The sequence below is a fragment of the Kitasatospora cineracea genome, from assembly GCF_003751605.1.
In the GTDB taxonomy this organism is placed as follows: Bacteria; Actinomycetota; Actinomycetes; order Streptomycetales; family Streptomycetaceae; genus Kitasatospora; species Kitasatospora cineracea.
On sequence record NZ_RJVJ01000001.1, the window covers coordinates 2566593 to 2584014 of the forward strand.

Sequence of the window (17422 nt, forward strand, 5' to 3'; positions counted from 1 at the left end):
GCTGCGCTGGGCGATGGTCAAGGCCGCCATCGCCGGCACCGTCATGGTCGCGCTCGCTTTCCTCATCCCGCTCGGCCTGATGGTCCAACAGACCGCCCGCGACCGGGCGTTCACCGCCGCCGAACGGCAGGCCGCCGCCCTCGGCCCGGCGCTGGCCATCACCACCGACCAGGAGGCCATCGCCAAGGCGATGGCCTCCACCGACTCCGGCGCCCGCGACCGGCTCGCCGTCCACCTGCCCGGCGGCGCCACGGTCGGCAGCGCCCGCACCGACAACGACCAGCTGCCCAGCACCGACAGCCAGGGCTGGACCCGCACCGTCCGGGCCGGCACCGTCCGGGTCGAGGGCGGCTACGCGCTGCTGCAGCCCGTCGCCGTCGACAACGGCCGGGTCGCCATGGTCGAGGTGTTCGTCCCGAACGCGGACCTCTCGCGCGGCGTCGGCACCGCCTGGCTGGTGCTCTCCGGCGTCGCGCTCGCCCTGGTCGCGGTCTCCGTCGCGGTCGCCGACCGGATGGGCACCCGGATCATCCGCTCCGCCCGCCGACTGGCCACCGCGGCCCGCTCGCTCGGCTCCGGCAACCTCACCGTGCGGGTCCCGGTGGAGGGGCGCGAAGCGGCCGGCGCGCCCGAAGAACTCCGCGAGGCCGCCTACGCGTTCAACGCGATGGCCGACCGGGTGGTCCACCTGCTGGCCGCCGAACGGGAACTCGCCGCCGACCTGTCGCACCGGCTGCGCACCCCGCTCACCGTGCTCCGGCTCAACGCCGCCGCCCTCGGCGAGGGCGACGCCGCCGACGCCACCCGGCACGCCGTCTCCCAGCTGGAGCGCGAGGTCGACCAGATCATCCGCTCCGCCCGCCGCCACCCGGTGGACGCCCCGCCGGTCGCCCTCGGCTGCGACGCCGTCGAGGTGGTCCGGGACCGGGTCGGGTTCTGGTCCGCGCTCGCCGAGGACGAGGGCCGCCCCTGGCAGCTGGCCGGCGACGAGGAGCCGGCCCCCGTCCTGGTGCAGCGCGGCGACCTGGCGGCCGCCGTCGACGCGCTGCTCGGCAACGTCTTCCGGCACACCGCCGTCGGCACCCCCTTCGCCGTCGACGTGGTCACCGCCGAGGACGCCGTCACCGTCCTGGTCGGCGACGGCGGCCCCGGCTTCACCGACCCGGACGCGGCCATCCGCCGCGGCGCCGGACACGGCGGCGAGGGCTCCACCGGCCTCGGCCTGGACATCGTCCGCAAACTCGCCGAGGGCACCGGCGGCGACGTCGTCCTCGGCCGCTCCGCCGTCCTCGGCGGCGCCGAGATCGCGGTGCGGCTCAACACCCGCACCCAGGTCGAACTGCCCAGGCAGCAGCGCCGCCGGACCGGCCGGCTGATCCGCAAGGACTGAGGACCGGACGCCGGGGGCCACGACGTCGGGGCCACGATGCCGACACAGGAGCTGTTACCGCGGGGGCGACAGCTCGGTGTCGATCCCCTCCCTTAAATGCGTCCTAAGCGTCGGCCAACGCTGTCTCATGCGGCCCCGGCCCGGACGGGCGGGCCCGCCGCCCCGGCCGACGCCGGCCACCACGGGGGTGCGCGGCCCCGGAACCGGCGCGGTCCGGCGGCGGCGACCCGTCCGTGGAGCGCTCCGGCGGCCGTTCGACCGAAGGGTGCGCCGAACGTTCTGCCGAGGGGTCGGCGACGCGGACGGGGCCGGTCGGCGGCCCGGTCGTAATTCGAACAGCGGTCGACGGCGGGCCGGGCCCGCCCGTCCGCCCGTCCCCGTCCGTCTGTCCGGCTGTCCGTCTGTTCGTCTGGCTGTCCGACGGCCCCGGGAGGGGAGCCCGGAGCGACCGCGACCAGTGGCGTCGGCCGACCGTTCGGGTAGTGTCGGCTGCTGGCCAGCGCAGGTCGACGGCGGACGGAGCAAGACAGTGAGCACGGTGCACACGGAACGCGGCACGCCCCCAGGCAGCCCCGGCCGGCCGCCCGTCCCGGCCTGGCAGCGCGCCCTGACCGCCCCCGGCCGACAGCTCACCGCCATCACCGCGGCCCTGCGCGCCGCCCCCCGGCGCCCGCTGCGGCTGGCCGCCGCGGTCGCCCTGGTCTCGCTGCTCACCTACGCGACGGTCCGGCACTTCGTCGGCACCTCGATGGTCGACATGATCGTCTACCGGGCCGAGGGCGCCGCCGTCGCCGACGGCCACGACCTGTACGCGCTGCGGGTCACCGAGTGGAACCTGCCCGCCACCTACCCGCCGTTCGCCGCGATGCTGTTCGTGCCGACCACCTGGTTCGGCGTCCCATTCCTGCGCCTCGCCGTCACCGCCGGGAACCTGCTGCTGCTGGCCACCCTCGCCCACCTGTCCTTCAAACTGGTCGGCTGGCCGCGCCGCGACCTGCGGCCGGTCGGCGTCCTGCTGGTCACCGGACTGGGCGTCTGGCTGGAACCGGTCTTCACCACCCTGCGCTACGGCCAGATCAACCTCGCGCTGGCCTGCCTGATCCTCTGGGACCTCACCCGCCCCGACTCCGCCCGCAGCAAGGGCGTCGCCCTCGGCATCGCCGCCGGGATCAAGCTCACCCCCGGCCTGTTCGCCGTCTACCTGCTGGTCACCGGCCGGGTCCGGGCCGCGTTCGTGGCCGGCGCCACCTTCGTCGGCACCTTCCTGATCGGCGCGCTGGTGCTCCCCGACGCCACCTGGGGCTTCTGGACGAAGTACATGTTCGACTCCAGCCGGGTCGGCAAGACCGTCATCGTCGACAACCAGTCGCTGCGCGGCCTGGTCGCCCGGCAGATGCACCTGGAGACCCCCGGCGCCCTCGCCACCCTGCTCGGCGTCCTGGTCGCCGCCGCCGGACTCGGCATCGCCGTCTGGGCGCACCGCAGCGCCCGCTGGTCGCCGCGCGCCGACGCCTGGAGCGTGTGCACCGCGCTGATCACCGCGGTGCTGGTCTCCCCGATCAGCTGGACCCACCACTGGGTGTGGTGCGTCCCCGTGCTCGTCCTGCTCGCCGCCGAGGCCGCGCACGAGCGCTCCCGCCCCGCCGCCGTCCGGCACCTGCGCTGGCGGCTCATCTTCGGCCTGACGCTGCTCGGCTTCCTGTCCTTCGCCATGTGGATCGTCCCGCACAAGGGCGACCTGGACCTGCACCTGTCGGTGCTCAAGCAGTTCCCGGCGAGCGTCTACCCGCTGATGGGGCTGTGCTTCCTCGCCGTCGCCGCCCTCCGGGTCCGCTCCCGGCGGCGTGCGGCCGGCGCCCCGCTGGTGCGCGTCCCCGCCCCGCGCAGCGGCGTGGACGGGCTCGGCAGCCCCGGCGCCCAGAAGGCCCCCGCGGCCCGCTGAACCCCGGGGCGGCCGTTCGCCGGACCCGCCGTGCTGTTCCGTGCCGCTGTTCGGATCTGCGCCGCTGTTCGGACCTGTGCCGCCGTCCTGATCCGTGGCGTCGCCCTGATCGGTGCTGTCGTCCTGTGCGGTGCCGCCGTCCGTCCCGGGCGTCCCGAGGGTGGGCGCTCCGGCGGGCGGCCGGGCGGCCGGGTCGGGGCCGCGTCCGGAGCGGGTACCGGGTGCAGACGCGGGTGCGGGTGCGCGGGCGTCGGGTGCGGGTGGGCCGGTGGCTGCGCGCACGCCGTCACCCGCGCCCGGGGTCGTGCCGCGCGCCCCCTCACGCCAGCAGCTCCGCCAGCGAACCGTCCAGGTCCATCGCCTCCAGCTCCGCCCCCGGCGGCACCAGCCGGTGCGCCCGCTCCAGCCAGGCCGCCACCGTCGGCAGCGGCGCCTCCAGCAGTGCGTCGCCCGCCGGCGAGCTCAGCGCCATGCACAGCACGCTGCGCCGCCCCGACCGGGTCGGCCAGATCCGCACGTCGCCCTGGCCGCACGGCCGGAACGTCCCCTCCACCAGCAGCTCCCGGGCGAACACCCAGGTCACCGGCGTTCCACTGTCCAGGTGGAAGGTCACGTACACCGCGAACGGGTCGTGGCTCCCGTACGACAACCGCGCCGCCACCGGGACGCTGCGCTCCGGCGACAGCACCAGGTTCAGCTCCAGCTCCTGCTCCACCACTCCGGTCGACTGTCCGGCCATCGTCCTCACCTCTCCGCCACGCGGGGCCGCCGTTCGGCCCCGCACCAGCCGAGAGCGGGGCGGTCGCGGACTCTTACACGGGTTCCGGGACTTTCCGCGGAACTTTTTTCCGGCAGAACCTTTTCCGCCCCGCCCCGGTTGTTCCGGACGGGAACACCGGAACCCGGATCCCGGGACCGTGCCGGCCACCGCCCGTCACCGTCCCGGAGCGCCCCCTCCACCCCAGGGGGTACCCGCAGTACCACGTGTCCCCGTTCGTTTCACGAGTTCCGGTGAACCCGGGGGACGAGGCCGCCCGAGGTACTACCCTTTGTGACTGCCCGGCGACTCTCCGCCCGCGGCTCCCCCACCCACGTCCGCACACCCACACGCCGCGGTGCCGGTACGAAGGAAGACGCAATGACGGACCGGCCCTCCAGCGCAGGCTCGATTCTCGGCGCCACCCTGGCCGGGGACGCCGGAGCGCCCGGCTACTACCCCGACCCCTCGGTGCCCGGCTTCCTCCGCTACTGGGCCGGCCACGCCTGGGTCCCCGGCACCAGCCGTCCCGCGCCCGCCCCCGGCGAGGCCCTCCACCCGCCGCGCTTCGTCGCCCGCTACCTCACCGCGCCCCCCTACAGCCTCCCGCCCGGCCTGGTTCCCGCCGCTCCCACCGCCCCTGCCGCGCCGCTGGTCGAGACCGGTCCGATCTACCTCGACGAGACCGGCGCCCAGGCGCTCTTCACCATGTCGGCCCACCCGGAGACGGCCGCTGGGCCGGGGCCGGGGCCGACCGGGGTCGGGGGCGGAGACGGTGCTGGTCCCGGGTCTGGGTCTGGGGTCGGGGCCGGGTTCGACGGCCCGGGGGAGTTGGAGATCCGCCCCCGCAGTGAGATGGAGCCGCTGCGCCCCGTCGAGGCCGGTCCGTGGGCGGTCGCCGGGAACGGGCTGCGGCCGGTCGCGGCCGAGTCCTGGGCCACCGCCGCCGCGCTGCACATCGGCGGGAGCGGGAGCGGGGCCGTGGTCGCGCCGCGGCGGGGGCCGGAGGTCCGTGAGGTGGAGGCGGTCGCCCGGCCGTTGGAACTGGCCGGGGCCGCGCCCGTGGTGGAGGAGTTTTTGCCGGAGCCCGGGCGCGAGCCGCGGGTCGCGCAGCCGCTCGGCGGCACGCCCTGGCACGGGGCCGGCGGTGGCGGTTCGGTGGGGCTGTCCGCTGCGCCCGGCGCGCTGGTCGAACCGGTGCCGCAACCGGCGGAGCCGACGTCCGCCGACCCGGCCTCGGGCTGGCGGGCGGATCCGCAGGCGCAGCGCGGGCTGATGGAGACCGGTGGGGCCCCGCGCTGGGTCTCCTGGGGTGCCGATCCGGAGCCCGCGTCCGCGCCCGAGTCCGAGCCCGAGTCCGCGCCCGAATCGGTAGGTGCGCCCGAGCCCGAGCCTGAGTCCGTAGCTGCGTCGGCTCCGGCTCCGGCTTCGAGCGCTGAGGCTCAGCGGCCGGGGCGGGAGCCGCGGACGGCGCACGTCACCAGCGAGCGGGTCCGTCCGCCGAGTCGGGCCGCCGAGGTCCGGGAGGCGGAGGCCCGCACCGGCGCGTCGGCCCGCCGTCCCGCTGCGGCCGACGGGGCCGGGAAGCGGCGTCCGGCGGCCCCGGCGGCCGTGGCCGCGGGGGTCGGGGCGCGGGCGTTCGGGTGGCTGGTGGACGGGGTGGTGACGGCGGTGGTCGGTGCGGCCGTCGCGGTGCCGATGGTCGGGACGGTGCGGGCGCACGTCCAGGAGAAGATCGACCAGGCGTCGTTGGCCGCGAGCATGACGGGCCGTCAGCACCAGGTGTGGCTGCTGGACGGGACGGTGCTGGGCCGGGTGGGCGTGCTGCTCGGCGTGCTGCTGGTGTTCGGGCTGCTGTACCAGGTGCTGCCGATCGCCCGGACCGGTCAGACCTTCGGCAAGCGGCTGGCCCGGGTCCGGGTGGTCACCGCGGGCGGGACCGGTACGCCGGGGTTCGGCCGCTCGCTGGCGCGCTGGCTGCTGCGCGGGCTGGGCACCGCCGTCCTGCTCGGCCCGGCCGTCGCGCTGCTGGACCGGACCGCCCGGCGCGGCTGGCACGACCGGGCGGCGCGGACCCGGGTGGTGCGGGTGGAGCGCGGCTGAGGCGCCGTCAACCGTCCGCCGGTGCACGGCCCGTCGTCCGGGCGGACCCGGTCGGCCGGTGCGCGGAAGGCGCCGGAACGAACTTGGCCGGAACGAACTTAAACGGGCAGAAACGGCGCAAATATCCCAACATCGTAGTATTTGCGATGGTCTACTCGTGCCATGAGCACCAGCGACCCCTCCGGAACCGAGCCGGAGGAGGGCGGACGGCCTTCCTTCGACAAGCAGCCCCCGCCCTCGGGCAGCCCGTACGACACCCCGCCCGGCTACGGCGGCCAGTACGGCGCGCCGGCCGGCTCGGGCTCCCCCCACGACAGCAACCAGCCGCCCGGCTACGGCCCGCCCCCCGGATACGGCCCCCCGCCCGGCGGTCCTGGCGGTCCCGGCGGCTCCGGTGACCCGTACGGTTCGCCCTACGGCAGCCCCGGGCCCGGCCCCGTCCCCGGGATGCCCGCGCTCGGCGGCTGGGGCGCGCGGATCCTCGCCCGGCTGGTCGACTACGTCATGGTGCAGGTGATCGCCGTGGTGGTGCTGCTCCCGTTCCTGCACTTCAACAAGCAGAGCGGCTGGATCGGCTCCTTCTGGTTCAGCTGCGCGCTGTACCTGGTCTACGAGGGCCTGATGCTCAGCCGGGACGGCCAGACCCTCGGCAAGAAGCTGATGAAGATCCGGGTCGCCATGCTCGCCGACGGCACCGCCCCCACCGCCGCTGCCGCCTGGACCCGCGCCGCGACCTTCATCGTCCCCGCACTGATCTGCTGCGGCGGCCTCTGGTGGGCCGTCGACGGGCTGTTCGGCGTCTTCGACAAGCCCTACCGCCAGTGCATCCACGACAAGGCGGCCAAGACCGTGGTGGTCTCGACCACCTGACCGGACGTCCAGCCGGACGTCCGGCCGGTCGTTCGGCCGGTCGTTCCCTCGTGGGCCCCGGGCCTGCGGCAGCCGTTCACCTGCCGCCGGCCCGGGAGTCTTCGCGTGCGCGCTCCGGGCTCCCCCGGGTCCGCTCAGGGCTCCTCTCGGACGCTCCTCGGATGCTGCGTCAGCGCGACTGGTGCGCGTACGCCGGCTGCCGGGCGGCGGTCGCAGGCTCGGGCTGGCCGGTGCCGGGCGCCGCGGCCCGGGGCACGAACGCCTGCGGCGCGCGGCGGGTGGTGGCGGGGGACAGCAGGACGGCCGACAGCGTTCCGAGCGCGACGGCGAAGCCGACCAGCACCGCGATCCGCCACACTCCCGTCTCCCCGGACACGGCCAGCAGCGCCACTGCGGCGACCACCGCGATCAGCGTGCCGACGCCCAACTGCACGGCACTGAAACGACTCCCGGACACGAGCCGGGCAGCCCGGGACGCGGTGACGGCACGGGACGGAACGGCGGGGCGCGGCATGGCGGACGACCCTTCGCGCGGAGCGGGGAGAGCGACGGGGAACAGCGGGGGAGCGGCGGGCGGGGGACCCGGCTCGACGGGTACGGCGGAACAACATCGGTAAGTACAGCCTAACCGCCGGGAGTTGACCTACTCCGGGGCACAGGGGGCGCACGGACTCACACCCCGGCAGCGCGCGACCGCGTCCTCCGCGCTCGCCGCATCGGTGGAACCGCGGCCACCGCGTTGACGGAACCGCGGCTGCTGCGGTCACTCTGGCCACCGCGGCCACCGCGGCCACCGCGGCCACCGCGGCCGCTGCGGTTACTGCGGCTGCTGCACCGGCCGGACTGCGGCCCGGGCCTGCCCGATAACGTGCCGTACGGCGGAACGCCGAGCACGCGTACCGCGCAGCGCCGCCGAACCGCGTGGGGGAGGGCGGCCGAGCGCGCCCGGAGCCGTCCGTCGCGCACCCCCGCACCCGTCTCCGACCCCGGGAGCCGCCATGACCGTCCCCGCCGACTGGCCCACCACCGCCGAGGCCGCCCGCGCCGAACAGGAACGCCTGCGCCCCCTGGTCGTCCCCGAAGGCCCCGAACCCCCGCGCCACCCCGGCACGTTGATCGCCGGCGTGGACGTCGCCTACGACGACGAGCGCGACGTGGTCGCCGCCGCGGCCGTCCTCCTCGACTACGCCACCCTCGACGTCGTCGAACAGTCCACCGCCGTCGGCCGGGTCGCCTTCCCCTACCTCCCCGGCCTGCTCGCCTTCCGCGAACTCCCCGCCGTCCTCGACGCCCTCGCCCGCCTCACCCGCACCCCCGACCTCGTCGTCTGCGACGGCTACGGCCTGGCCCACCCCCGCCGCCTCGGCCTCGCCAGCCACCTCGGCGTCCACACCGGCCTCCCCACCCTCGGCATCGCCAAGAACCCCTTCACCTTCACCCACCAGCCCCCCGGCGACCGCCGCGGCGACTGGTCCCCCCTCCTCGACGGCCCCGAGACCGTCGGCCGCGCCCTGCGCACCCGCCAGGGCGTCAAACCCGTCTTCCTCTCCGTCGGCCACCGCATCGGCCTCGCCGAAGCCACCGCCGTCACCCTCGCCCTCACCCCCTCCTACCGCCTCCCCGAAACCACCCGCCGAGCCGACTCCCTCTGCCGCCGGGCCCTCGCTGCCACCTGATCCCACCCGCACCCACCAGGGGGCGTGTTGACGGCCCGTTCCATGTGTTAGACATAGAGGTTGGAGCCAACTTTCTTTCAGGCCCCAGGCGGTCGAGCAGCAGTCGCGCGGGGCAGCAGGTACGGGGGAGGTACGAGACACATGAGCACGAGCGGCAACGGCTTCCAGGTCGAGGTCGACAACCTGCGGGCGTTCGCGGCCCAGGTGCGCGGCTTGCTGAGCGAGTTCGAGAGCGGTGCGGGCAGCACAGCGGTGTACGGCCCGAGCGGGATCGGGTCGGGAGCGTTCGGCAGTTTCGCCGAGGCGCACGGTCTGTATACGCAGTACGACGCACTGCGCCTTCGGCTGAGCACGCTCCTGGCCGACATCCAGGAGGCCATCGATCTGGCCCAGCGCAACGCCGACCACACAGCGGCGAACTACGAGGAACACGAGCAGGACACCCGCAAGAGCATGACCCTGTCGCGTGACGGGTGGACCACGACCTGGAGCCCGTCCGAACTGGACGCGAGGAAGGCTGGGACGACGACGCCGGCCCAGCCGACGAGCACGGTGAACTCGCAATGGTGACAGTGCTGAAGACCAAGGACATGGACAACGGGCTGGAGGTTGCGCAGTGAAGATGATGGACCAGGGCGGTGGTGCGGGGAGCACCGATTTCTCCGCTCACAGCCATGCCGAACTGATCTCCATGGTTCACGCGCTGGACTCCGGCTCGGTCATGGCTGCAGCCGATCCGTGGCGGCGGGCCCATGAGACGTTGACGCAGATCCAGTCCGCGCTGACCACTGCAACCGGTGATGCCACCAGCACTTGGCAGGGCAACACCAGCGATGCCTTCCACGCGCACATGACCGAGCTCGCCGCGAAGGTCAGCGCCACGGCCGAGCACGTGAACTACACCGCCGCCGCGCTGCAGACGCTGTCGGCGTCGATCGACGAGGCCAAGGCCGCCATGCCCGAAGAACCGGGTTTCTGGGACAAGGTGGGCGACGGGATCAGCGACGCCGCCAAGGAATCCGTCGGGATCAGCGACGCCGACACCCAGCAGGGCATCGCCGATACGCGCAAGCAGCAAGCGGTCGGCGTGATGCAGGTGCTGGCGGCCAAGTACAGCGTGGCCAGCAGTCGGCTGGGCGCCCTCAAGACCGGCCTCGACGACAACTCGCAGGACAAGCAGGTGACCCCTCCGAGTGACGGTGGCGCAGCGGGTTTCATCGCGGCGATCACCGGGGTCGGAGTCGGTGCCGTCCAGAGCACCGGGCGGGTGAGCGGTTCCTCCGGGTCGCAGACCTCGCTCAAGAGCACCTCGACCACCCGGGCGCCGCAGGCGCCGAAGGTCAAGGCCGCGGTGATCCGTCCGACGGACGCGGGCATCTCCGGCGGAACGGCCAACCCGCTGCCGCAGCCGAAGGGCCCCGGCACGGGGATCGACGGCATCCAGGGCGGCACCGGCGGCATCCGCGGTGGCGGCACCTCGACGATCGGCGGCCCCGGTGGGTCCGGCGGTCTGCAGGGTCCGTCCGGCGGTGGCAGCGGCGGCTTCGGCGGTGGCGGCACCAGCACCGGGCTGGTCGGCGGCGGCGGAGGCGGGACCTTGGCGGGTGGCACCGGTATCGGTGCCCGCGCCGGGTTCAGCGGCAACAGCGTTTCGAAGTCCGGGACGTTCGGTTCCAACGGCCTGAACGGTGGTGGCGCCGGTACGGGCGGCGCCGCGGGTACCGGTGCCGGTGCGGGCAACGGGACCGGCGGTCGGGCCGGTGGCCTGGGCGGTGGCGGCCTCGGCGGTGGCGCCGGTGAGGGCGGTGCCGGTGGTGGCCTCCGCGGCCGGGCCGGCGGCAGCCTGGCGGGCCGGGCCGGTGGCATGGTCGGCGAGGCTGCGCACGGCAGCGCCGGCGGACGGGCCTTCTCCGAGGGCGGGTCGGGCATCGGCCGCAGCCGTCCCGGTCAGGTCGCCGGAGCCGCCGAGGCCGGTCACGCGGGTGGCCGGGGCCAGGGCGGCGCGACCGGCAACGGCGCGGGCATGGCCGGCCACGGCCAGTCGAGCAAGCGCGCCAAGAAGGGCACCTCGGACCGACCGGACTACCTGGTGGAGGACGAGGAGACCTGGGCCTCCGGCGGGAACGCGAACCCGAACGTGGTGGAATGACGTCCGGTCAGTAGAACAGTCGGACATTACCTGGCCGCCCTGCAGACTCGAGGGTCTGCAGGGCGGCCGCTCAACGAGGGGTGACGAGGCTTGACGACCAGCCGATCCGTGCGCGGTCTGGCCGCGCTCGCTGCGGGAGCCCTGCTGTGGGGCGTGAGCGCCGGACCTGCGGCGGCGGACCAGGACCGCCAGCAGCAGTGGGTGCTGAACAAGTACGGCCTGGCCAAGGACGTCTGGCCGGTCAGCCAGGGCGACCAGGTCATCGTCGCGGTCATCGACAGCGGTGTCGACGCCAGCCACCCGGACTTGGCCGGGCAGGTCCTCCCCGGTCTCGACCTCACCGGCGGCGGTGGGGACGGACGGGTCGACACCGAGGGCCACGGTACGGCGATGGCTTCCGACATCGCTGCGCACGGACACGGCGACAATGCAGGCGTCATGGGCATCGCGCCCAAGGCGAAGATCCTTCCGGTGAAGTTCGACTTCAGTGAAGACCTGGGTTCGGTCGACAACGTGGACTTCGGCAAGGGCATTCGCTTCGCGGTCGACCACGGCGCCAAGGTCATCAACATGTCGTTCTACGGCGGGAATCCGAGCGACCCCGGATACCGGGGAGCCATCGAGTACGCCATCCAGAAGGACGTCGTTCTCGTGTCGGCCTCCGGGAACCACGCGGGCTTGCCGATCGATTACCCGGCGGGGTTCCCGGGTGTTGTGGTGGTGTCGGGTGTCGCGCAGGACGGGAGCATGTGGCCGAAGTCGACCACGGGCCCGCAGGTGACCTTGGCGGGCCCGGCCGACGGCATCCACCGGGCCGACCTCAAGCAGGGGTACGCGACGGCTTCCGGGACTTCCGAAGCCGCGGCCATCGTGTCGGGGATCGCGGCGCTCGTGCGGTCGAAGTACCCGAACCTGTCGGCGGGCCAGGTCATCAACCGAATCACCAAGAGTGCCTTCAAACCGGAGGGCCAGGGCTCGTTCCCGAACGACAAGTACGGTTACGGCATTGCATCCGCCTCCGGTGCGTTGGCTGCGAACCCTGCGGTGGACAATGGGCCGAAGGAGAACCCGCTGCTCAACCGGACGGAGCCGGACTACAGCGGCGGTAAGGGCAGCAACTCGTCCGCACCGTCCTCCCCGGCCTCGAAGGCACCGTCGGCCGGTGCCGGGAACTCGACCGCTCCGCAGGCGAGCGGTGACGCGGACAGCAAGAAGAGCAACAGCGGGATGCTGATCGCGGTCGGTGGCGGTGTGCTCGCGCTGATCGTGATCGTGGTGATCGTCGTGCTCGTCCGGCGTTCCAAGAACGGCAACAACGGCGGCGGCCCCGGCGGTCCTGGGGGTTCCGGTGGTCCGGGGGCGCCGGGCGGGCCGGGTGGCCCCGGGTACGGGTACCAGCAGCAGATGCCGCCGCAGCAGCAGCCGGCCGGGTACGGGTATCCGCAGGGGCAGCAGGCGCCGGGGTACCCGCCGCAGCAGCCTCCGGCCGGGGGGAACCCGTATCAGAGCTGAGTCGGCCCCGATGCGGGGTCAGTAGGCGGAAAGAGGCCTCTCGTGGCCGGACCAGTCGGGGTAGTGCCCCGGTCGGGCCACGGGAGGCCTTTTTCCGTTCGGTGGCAAACCGGTGCGGGTGGCGGGGGATTGTCCGGGAGGTCGGTTCAACCGCCTGGATTTCTTGTTGTGCTGCCGGCTCCGATGCGAGCACAAGTCACCCTGACCAGGATGGTCAGGTCTTCCCGTCGGAAGGGGTGCTGCACGGAGACACGCCTACGGATGGGGGAGGGTGTTCGCGGGGGCGGGGGTGGGGCGGGTAGGAGAGGGGGGAATGTGTCGTCGGATGTTCGGAGGTGGTTGCCGTGGTGCGGTGGGTGTGTGCGGTGGCGGGGCTGGTCGTGGTGATGGCGGGGGTTTCGGCGGGGGTGGCGGGGGCTGCGGGGGAGGGGGAGCAGGCGTTGTGTGCGCGGGTGTTGGAGGGGGTGGTGCCGGGGTTGGTGCCGACGTCGGCGGTGTGTGAGGTGAACGTGGTGGGGCAGGGGGGTCGGTAGGGTCGGTCGTATGGGTGACGGGGTGGAGTGTTACGCGTGTGCCCGGGAGGGCGAGTTCGAGCGGTTGCCGCGGTACGAGCGGATCGCGGTGGACGAGCACTGGCGGGTGGTGCACGCGGTGGGTTGTGCGTTGCCGGGGTGGCTGGTGTTGCTGCCCCGGCGGCACCTGGAGTCGATGGCGGAGCTGAGCGGGGCGGAGGCGGCGTCGTTGGGGGTGTGGCAGGTCAGGTTGGCGCGGGCGTTGGAGGTGGTGACGGGGTGCCGGAAGGCGTATGTGGCGCAGTTCGGGGAGGCGGAGGGGTTCGCGCACGTGCACTTCCACGTGGTGCCGCGCGGGGAGGACTTTCCGGTGGAGTGGCGCGGACCGCGGGTGTTCGGGCTGTTGAAGGCGGGGGAGCGGGCGGTGCCGGTGGAGCGGATGAACGAGCTCGCCGAGCGGTTGGCCGTGGTGCTGGAGGGCTGAGCGGGGCGGGGGAGTTGGCGGGATCTCGCGGGTGGGTGGCGTTTCCGCTGCTGGCCGGGTGGCGGGTGGGGCGGCGATCCTGGGGGCATGATCACTCCTGACACCAAGGACTGGACCTGGGTCCTCGAACGTCCCTGCGCCGACTGCGGGTTGGACACCTCCGCGCTGCTCTTCGAAGCGGTGCCGGGCCTGGTCCGGGCCAACGCGGAGTTCTGGACGGCGCTGCTGGACGGCGACGGCGGCGTGGAGGGGCTGCGCGAGCGTCCGGCGCCCGGGGTGTGGGCGCCGTTGGAGTACGCCTGCCACGTCCGGGACGTGTTCCGGACGATCGAGGGGCGGCTGCGGCTGATGCTGGCCGAGGACGGGCCGGTGTTCGCCGACTGGGACCAGGACGCCACCGCCGTCGAGGAGCGCTACCGGGAGCAGGACCCGGCCGTGGTGGCCGGTGAGATCGCGCTGGCGGCCGAGCGGCTGGCGGGCGTCCAGGCGGCGGTGCCGGCCGCCGGTCGGCAGCGGGCCGGGCAGCGCAGTGACGGTGCCCGGTTCACGGTGGAATCCCTCTCCCGCTACACCGTCCACGACGTGGTGCACCACCGGTACGACGTCACCGGTGAGCAGCAAGTGGGTTGACGGCCGGTCAGTTCGACTGGTGGAGGGCGGGGTCGTCCGGCGCCAGCGTCCAGGCGGGCAGGCCGTGCGGGAGGGCTTCGGCGAGTGCGGTGGTGGGGCCGGTGGCGAGGCGGGCGGTGAGCAGGAAGCGGTGTCCGTCGCCGACCCGGCGAGGTTCGAAGGCGAGGTGGAGGAACGGCGCGGACGGGGTCGAGGCGGCGGCGAGCCGGTCCAACTCGCCTGCCGCAGAACGCCATTCCTCGGCGGGGACGTACTGGCGCATGACCGAGTGCCAGACCACGGTCAGCGCGCCGGGCGCGGTCCCGACGCCGCGCAGGAACGCGGCCGCGCCGACTGCCTCGACCGGGGCGGGGGTCCGGGCGGCGAGGGCGAGGGCGCCGTTCAGCCGCTGGGAGCGCGGGAGTTGGTCCGCCCACAGGTAGGCGCGCAGGGCCAGCGCGCCGTCCGCGGAGCGCGGGTCGATCGGCGTCGGGTCGCAGCCGCGCCGGTCCGTCACCCGCTGGAGCGGGGCGTCGCGCAGCCAGGCGGGAGGCTCGCCGCGCCAGGCGTCGGCGAGTACGACGGGGGAGTCCGGCGGGCCGTACGAGAAGCCCTCGGAGGCACAACGGAACTGCTCGGCAAGGAGGTTGAGCCCCGCGCTGGAGCCGAGCTCGTACAGCCGTACCGGCAGCGGGGGCGCGGTGGGGCCGGAGGGGGCGGCGAGTTGGTGTTGGGCCCAGGCGAGACCGGTGAGCAGCAGGTTGGCGCGGCCGACCTCATTGGTCTGCGGCGGGCGGGTGAGCCACTCGCGGACGAACGGCAGGTGGGCGGCGACGGCGGCGCGGAAGGCCGGCCAGGGGGCGTCCGGGTCGGCGGGGTCGAAGCGGCCGCCCGCGTCGGGGTAGTGCGCGGCGAGGTCGGGGGCCCGGCCGGACAGCGCCAGGGCGTGGACGGCACCGAGCAGCCGCAGGGCGACGGCGGTCGGGCCGGGGGCGTCCTCGTGTCCGGCGATCGCCGCCGCGCACGGGCCGCCGGCGGCCAGGTCCCCGGCAGCCCGGCGCAGCAGGGCGGCGGACAGCGGGGAGCCCAACTCGGCGCAGGCGTCCGCCTGGTGGTGGAACATGGCCACGGCGTGGTCGAAGGACATCCGGGGGCTCCGTCTCGGTCCGGTGGGGCGGGTCGGCTCGCGTCGCAGGTCACGGCCCATGAACGGCCCATGAGCGGTTCACGGGCGGACCGTGATCGGTCCATGATCGGACGGCCCCATCCTTCGCCGCCCCCGTCCGCGCGGGTAGGGCGCCTCGGCGTGATGTCGATCACCGGTGCTCCGGGTACGACCGTCCCGGGCGGGCGCGCCCCGGGTGCGGAGGTACGCCACGGGCGGACGAGGCGGCGAGGGGGCGTGCAAGCGGCCCTGCGCGCCCTGGTGGAGGCGCCGACGGGGGTGGGCGGGGGCGGGCGGGCTCACCAGTCGGTGGCGCGCCGCCGGTGGGTCTGGCGGAGCTGGCTGGTGATGCTGGCGGTGTCGCCGCCCATCACGTCCGCGATCTCGGGCGTGGCCAGGCCGACCACGTAGTGCAGGATCGCCAGGTCCTCGTCGCCCTCGACGTCGGGGCGCAGCCCGCCGGTCCCGGCGGCCCCGGCCGTGCCGTTGTGCTGCTCGGTGACGGTGTCGCGGAGGATCTGCCAGGCCTCGGCGGCCGGATTGGGGCTCTCCAGGACGGTGGGCCAGACCGCGGCGATCGCGTGCAGGGCGAGCCGGACCACCCGGTGGGCGGCACCGGGCTCCTGGAACCAGACCCGGGCGTAGCTCCGGTAGCGCGGTTCGTGCAGCTCGCAGAAGGCGGCGAACTCGACGGACACGTACGGAAGTTCGGCGGATCGATCAGCGGATGCCGAGTCTGCGGCCGGGACATGACGGTCAGTCACATCAGCTGCCTCTCGATCTGGGTCCGGACGGGGAGCGTCAGCGCTCACTCTAGGCCCTCGGGCGGGTGCTGTGGGTGACAAGTCTGCTGAGATGCCCGGGGGTGAGCCTGATTCGGGTCGTTGTGTGACGGCCCGTCAGCAAATGCCGCCCGCCCGGTGCGGCTCCGAGGGCATCACCGCTGGTCGGAGGCGGTGTGTCGGCGGCGGCCGCAAGGGAGTTGGTGCGTCGCTGTAGGCCCTGCGGGTGAACGCGAAATCGGTGGCGGGCCTCACCTTCACGGGCGAATCCCGCGCTGCGGGCATGACGACCATCACACGCCGTTCCGGTCGGACCGCCCCGGCCACCGGCCCCGCGACCGCCACCACCCGCCCGGCGGCACCCCCGGGAGCCCGAAACTTTCACCGTCCGTCGGAGCGCGCTCCACGATCACGCGCCCCGGGGCGGGGGCGAGGCCGCCGCCGGATCGCCGTCCGATCGCGGTCGCGTCGCGTCCCGGCGTCGGGCGGAAGAGCTGACGTACCGTCAGGAAGCCCGCCAGTGGGGCAGGCGGGCCCTTCGGCGGGCCTCGGCGACCCCGGGGGCGTCAGGGGTTTCGCGGGCCCGGCCGGAGCCCTTCACGGCCTTCGCGCTCCCGGGCCGGACCTTCGCGCTGGGCGGGTCCGGCCCGGTCCTCAGTTCTCGCGTGCCGACCGGGCGGCGGTGTTCCCGTCGAACCGGACAGTGGCGCCCGCGCCTCCGGCGGTCCGGGCGGCGGCTTCGGCGCCGGACCGCGCCGCGGTCCCGTCCGGGCGCCCGGCGGCCCCGTCGGCACGCACCGCGGCCCCGTCGGTGCGCGTCGCGGCCCGGGCGGCGGCTCCGGCGGCGGCCTCGGCGGCCGCGCTCTCGGCGGCCCGCGCCGCGGCGGCCACGCTGTCGGGTTCGCGGCGGGTCTGCTCGGGGATGCCGGTGGTGCGGGGGTCGGTCCGGGCGGTGGTCTCGGCGGCCTCGACGCTCTCCCGGGCGGCCAGGTAGGCCTGCACCGCGGCGATGCCGTAGACCGGCTGGATGAGCTGGTGGCCCTTGAAGAAGGGCCGGGCGGGGGCGAATCCGGCGGCGGTGACCAGCTCGCGGATCTCGGTTATCTCTTCTTCGCTGCGCGCGGTGAAACGGACTTCCCAGCCCTTCTTGTACGTACGTCCGTCCTCCCCGCCGCGTCTGGCGGGATCAGGCTGGCGGACGTAGCCGGGCAGGCGGCCGAGGCGTAGTCGGGCGGCGCGCTGGGCTGATGACTCGTCGCGGGGCATGTGCCCGATGGTAGGCAATTCGTGACGGCCGCCGACGCCAGCGGGCGTGACGTTGGGTGTGGGCTCGATCACTTCCGGTCAGATTTCGCAGGTCGGCGGCGCGGACTCGGTCGGATCGCAATGCTGTGTCGATCCGATGAAAATCGGATAGTAGAAAACAAGTCCGATCTATTACGGCAACGGAGTGAACATCCGATACGCCGAA

At 74.3% G+C, this 17422-nt stretch carries 15 protein-coding genes; 10 read left to right on the forward strand and 5 right to left on the reverse strand.

What is annotated here, in order from left to right; genetic code table 11:
• The first annotated feature begins 1 nt into the window (after position 1).
• A complete protein-coding gene (locus EDD39_RS11775; protein WP_123560346.1) occupies positions 2–1390 on the forward strand; it encodes a sensor histidine kinase in 1389 nt (462 codons plus the stop codon).
• A gap of 529 nt (positions 1391–1919) precedes the next feature.
• Positions 1920–3332: a glycosyltransferase 87 family protein gene (locus EDD39_RS11780; protein WP_208765486.1), complete on the forward strand. Its 1413-nt coding sequence runs from the start codon at positions 1920–1922 to the stop codon at positions 3330–3332.
• A 319-nt stretch (positions 3333–3651) separates the two neighbouring features.
• Here the strand turns inward: EDD39_RS11780 and EDD39_RS11785 are convergent, their stop codons facing one another.
• Complete coding sequence (locus tag EDD39_RS11785) at positions 3652–4071, reverse strand: SsgA family sporulation/cell division regulator (protein WP_014135973.1); 420 nt, start codon at positions 4069–4071, stop codon at positions 3652–3654.
• 399 nt (positions 4072–4470) lie between these two features.
• Between EDD39_RS11785 and EDD39_RS11790 the strand changes: the two genes are divergently transcribed.
• A complete protein-coding gene (locus tag EDD39_RS11790; RefSeq protein ID WP_123555419.1) occupies positions 4471–6192 on the forward strand; it encodes an RDD family protein in 1722 nt (573 codons plus the stop codon).
• Positions 6193–6354: 162 nt separating this feature from the next.
• Entirely contained in the window at positions 6355–7062 is a 708-nt protein-coding gene (locus EDD39_RS11795) for an RDD family protein (protein WP_123555422.1), read from the forward strand.
• A 169-nt stretch (positions 7063–7231) separates the two neighbouring features.
• Here the strand turns inward: EDD39_RS11795 and EDD39_RS11800 are convergent, their stop codons facing one another.
• On the reverse strand, positions 7232–7495 hold the full coding sequence (locus tag EDD39_RS11800; RefSeq protein ID WP_123555424.1) for a hypothetical protein: 264 nt from the start codon (positions 7493–7495) through the stop codon (positions 7232–7234).
• 565 nt (positions 7496–8060) lie between these two features.
• On the opposite strand from EDD39_RS11800, the gene EDD39_RS11805 reads away from it, so the two are divergent.
• The 6 genes from EDD39_RS11805 (at position 8061) to EDD39_RS11830 (ending at position 14025) form a co-directional block, all read left to right on the forward strand.
• Positions 8061–8738, forward strand: a complete 678-nt coding sequence (locus tag EDD39_RS11805) for an endonuclease V (protein ID WP_123555426.1) — start codon at positions 8061–8063, stop codon at positions 8736–8738.
• Between the two features lie 141 nt (positions 8739–8879).
• The gene (locus EDD39_RS11810; RefSeq protein WP_123555428.1) at positions 8880–9308 is read left to right on the forward strand and encodes a hypothetical protein; all 429 of its coding nucleotides are present in this window, start codon (positions 8880–8882) and stop codon (positions 9306–9308) included.
• Positions 9309–9360: 52 nt separating this feature from the next.
• Entirely contained in the window at positions 9361–10887 is a 1527-nt protein-coding gene (locus tag EDD39_RS11815; protein ID WP_341869323.1) for a WXG100 family type VII secretion target, read from the forward strand.
• A 90-nt stretch (positions 10888–10977) separates the two neighbouring features.
• Complete coding sequence (locus EDD39_RS11820) at positions 10978–12399, forward strand: S8 family serine peptidase (protein WP_123555433.1); 1422 nt, start codon at positions 10978–10980, stop codon at positions 12397–12399.
• Positions 12400–12942: 543 nt separating this feature from the next.
• Positions 12943–13395: an HIT family protein gene (locus EDD39_RS11825; protein WP_123555435.1), complete on the forward strand. Its 453-nt coding sequence runs from the start codon at positions 12943–12945 to the stop codon at positions 13393–13395.
• 87 nt (positions 13396–13482) lie between these two features.
• Positions 13483–14025, forward strand: a complete 543-nt coding sequence (locus tag EDD39_RS11830) for a DinB family protein (RefSeq protein WP_123555437.1) — start codon at positions 13483–13485, stop codon at positions 14023–14025.
• A 7-nt stretch (positions 14026–14032) separates the two neighbouring features.
• Here EDD39_RS11830 and EDD39_RS11835 read toward each other — a convergent pair whose 3' ends face one another.
• The 3 genes from EDD39_RS11835 to EDD39_RS11850 form a co-directional block, all read right to left on the reverse strand.
• A complete protein-coding gene (locus tag EDD39_RS11835; protein WP_123555439.1) occupies positions 14033–15151 on the reverse strand; it encodes a DUF2332 domain-containing protein in 1119 nt (372 codons plus the stop codon).
• A 317-nt stretch (positions 15152–15468) separates the two neighbouring features.
• Positions 15469–15867 carry a hypothetical protein gene (locus tag EDD39_RS42015; protein ID WP_123555441.1) on the reverse strand — a complete coding sequence of 133 codons (399 nt, stop codon included), beginning with the start codon at positions 15865–15867 and terminating at the stop codon, positions 15469–15471.
• Positions 15868–16605: 738 nt separating this feature from the next.
• Positions 16606–17217, reverse strand: a complete 612-nt coding sequence (locus tag EDD39_RS11850) for a hypothetical protein (protein ID WP_123555444.1) — start codon at positions 17215–17217, stop codon at positions 16606–16608.
• Between the last annotated feature and the right edge of the window lie 205 nt (positions 17218–17422).

Excerpts from the sequence above, each read along its gene's own strand:
- EDD39_RS11850 (WP_123555444.1), bottom strand. The coding sequence starts at position 17,217 with ATGCCCCGCGACGAGTCATCAGCCCAGCGCGCCGCCCGACTACGCCTC.
- EDD39_RS11785 (WP_014135973.1), bottom strand. The coding sequence starts at position 4,071 with ATGGCCGGACAGTCGACCGGAGTGGTGGAGCAGGAGCTGGAGCTGAAC.
- EDD39_RS11795 (WP_123555422.1), top strand. The coding sequence starts at position 6,355 with ATGAGCACCAGCGACCCCTCCGGAACCGAGCCGGAGGAGGGCGGACGG.
- EDD39_RS11835 (WP_123555439.1), bottom strand. The coding sequence starts at position 15,151 with ATGTCCTTCGACCACGCCGTGGCCATGTTCCACCACCAGGCGGACGCC.
- EDD39_RS11810 (WP_123555428.1), top strand. The coding sequence starts at position 8,880 with ATGAGCACGAGCGGCAACGGCTTCCAGGTCGAGGTCGACAACCTGCGG.
- EDD39_RS11790 (WP_123555419.1), top strand. The coding sequence starts at position 4,471 with ATGACGGACCGGCCCTCCAGCGCAGGCTCGATTCTCGGCGCCACCCTG.
- EDD39_RS11805 (WP_123555426.1), top strand. The coding sequence starts at position 8,061 with ATGACCGTCCCCGCCGACTGGCCCACCACCGCCGAGGCCGCCCGCGCC.
- EDD39_RS11825 (WP_123555435.1), top strand. The coding sequence starts at position 12,943 with ATGGGTGACGGGGTGGAGTGTTACGCGTGTGCCCGGGAGGGCGAGTTC.
- EDD39_RS11830 (WP_123555437.1), top strand. The coding sequence starts at position 13,483 with ATGATCACTCCTGACACCAAGGACTGGACCTGGGTCCTCGAACGTCCC.
- EDD39_RS11815 (WP_341869323.1), top strand. The coding sequence starts at position 9,361 with ATGATGGACCAGGGCGGTGGTGCGGGGAGCACCGATTTCTCCGCTCAC.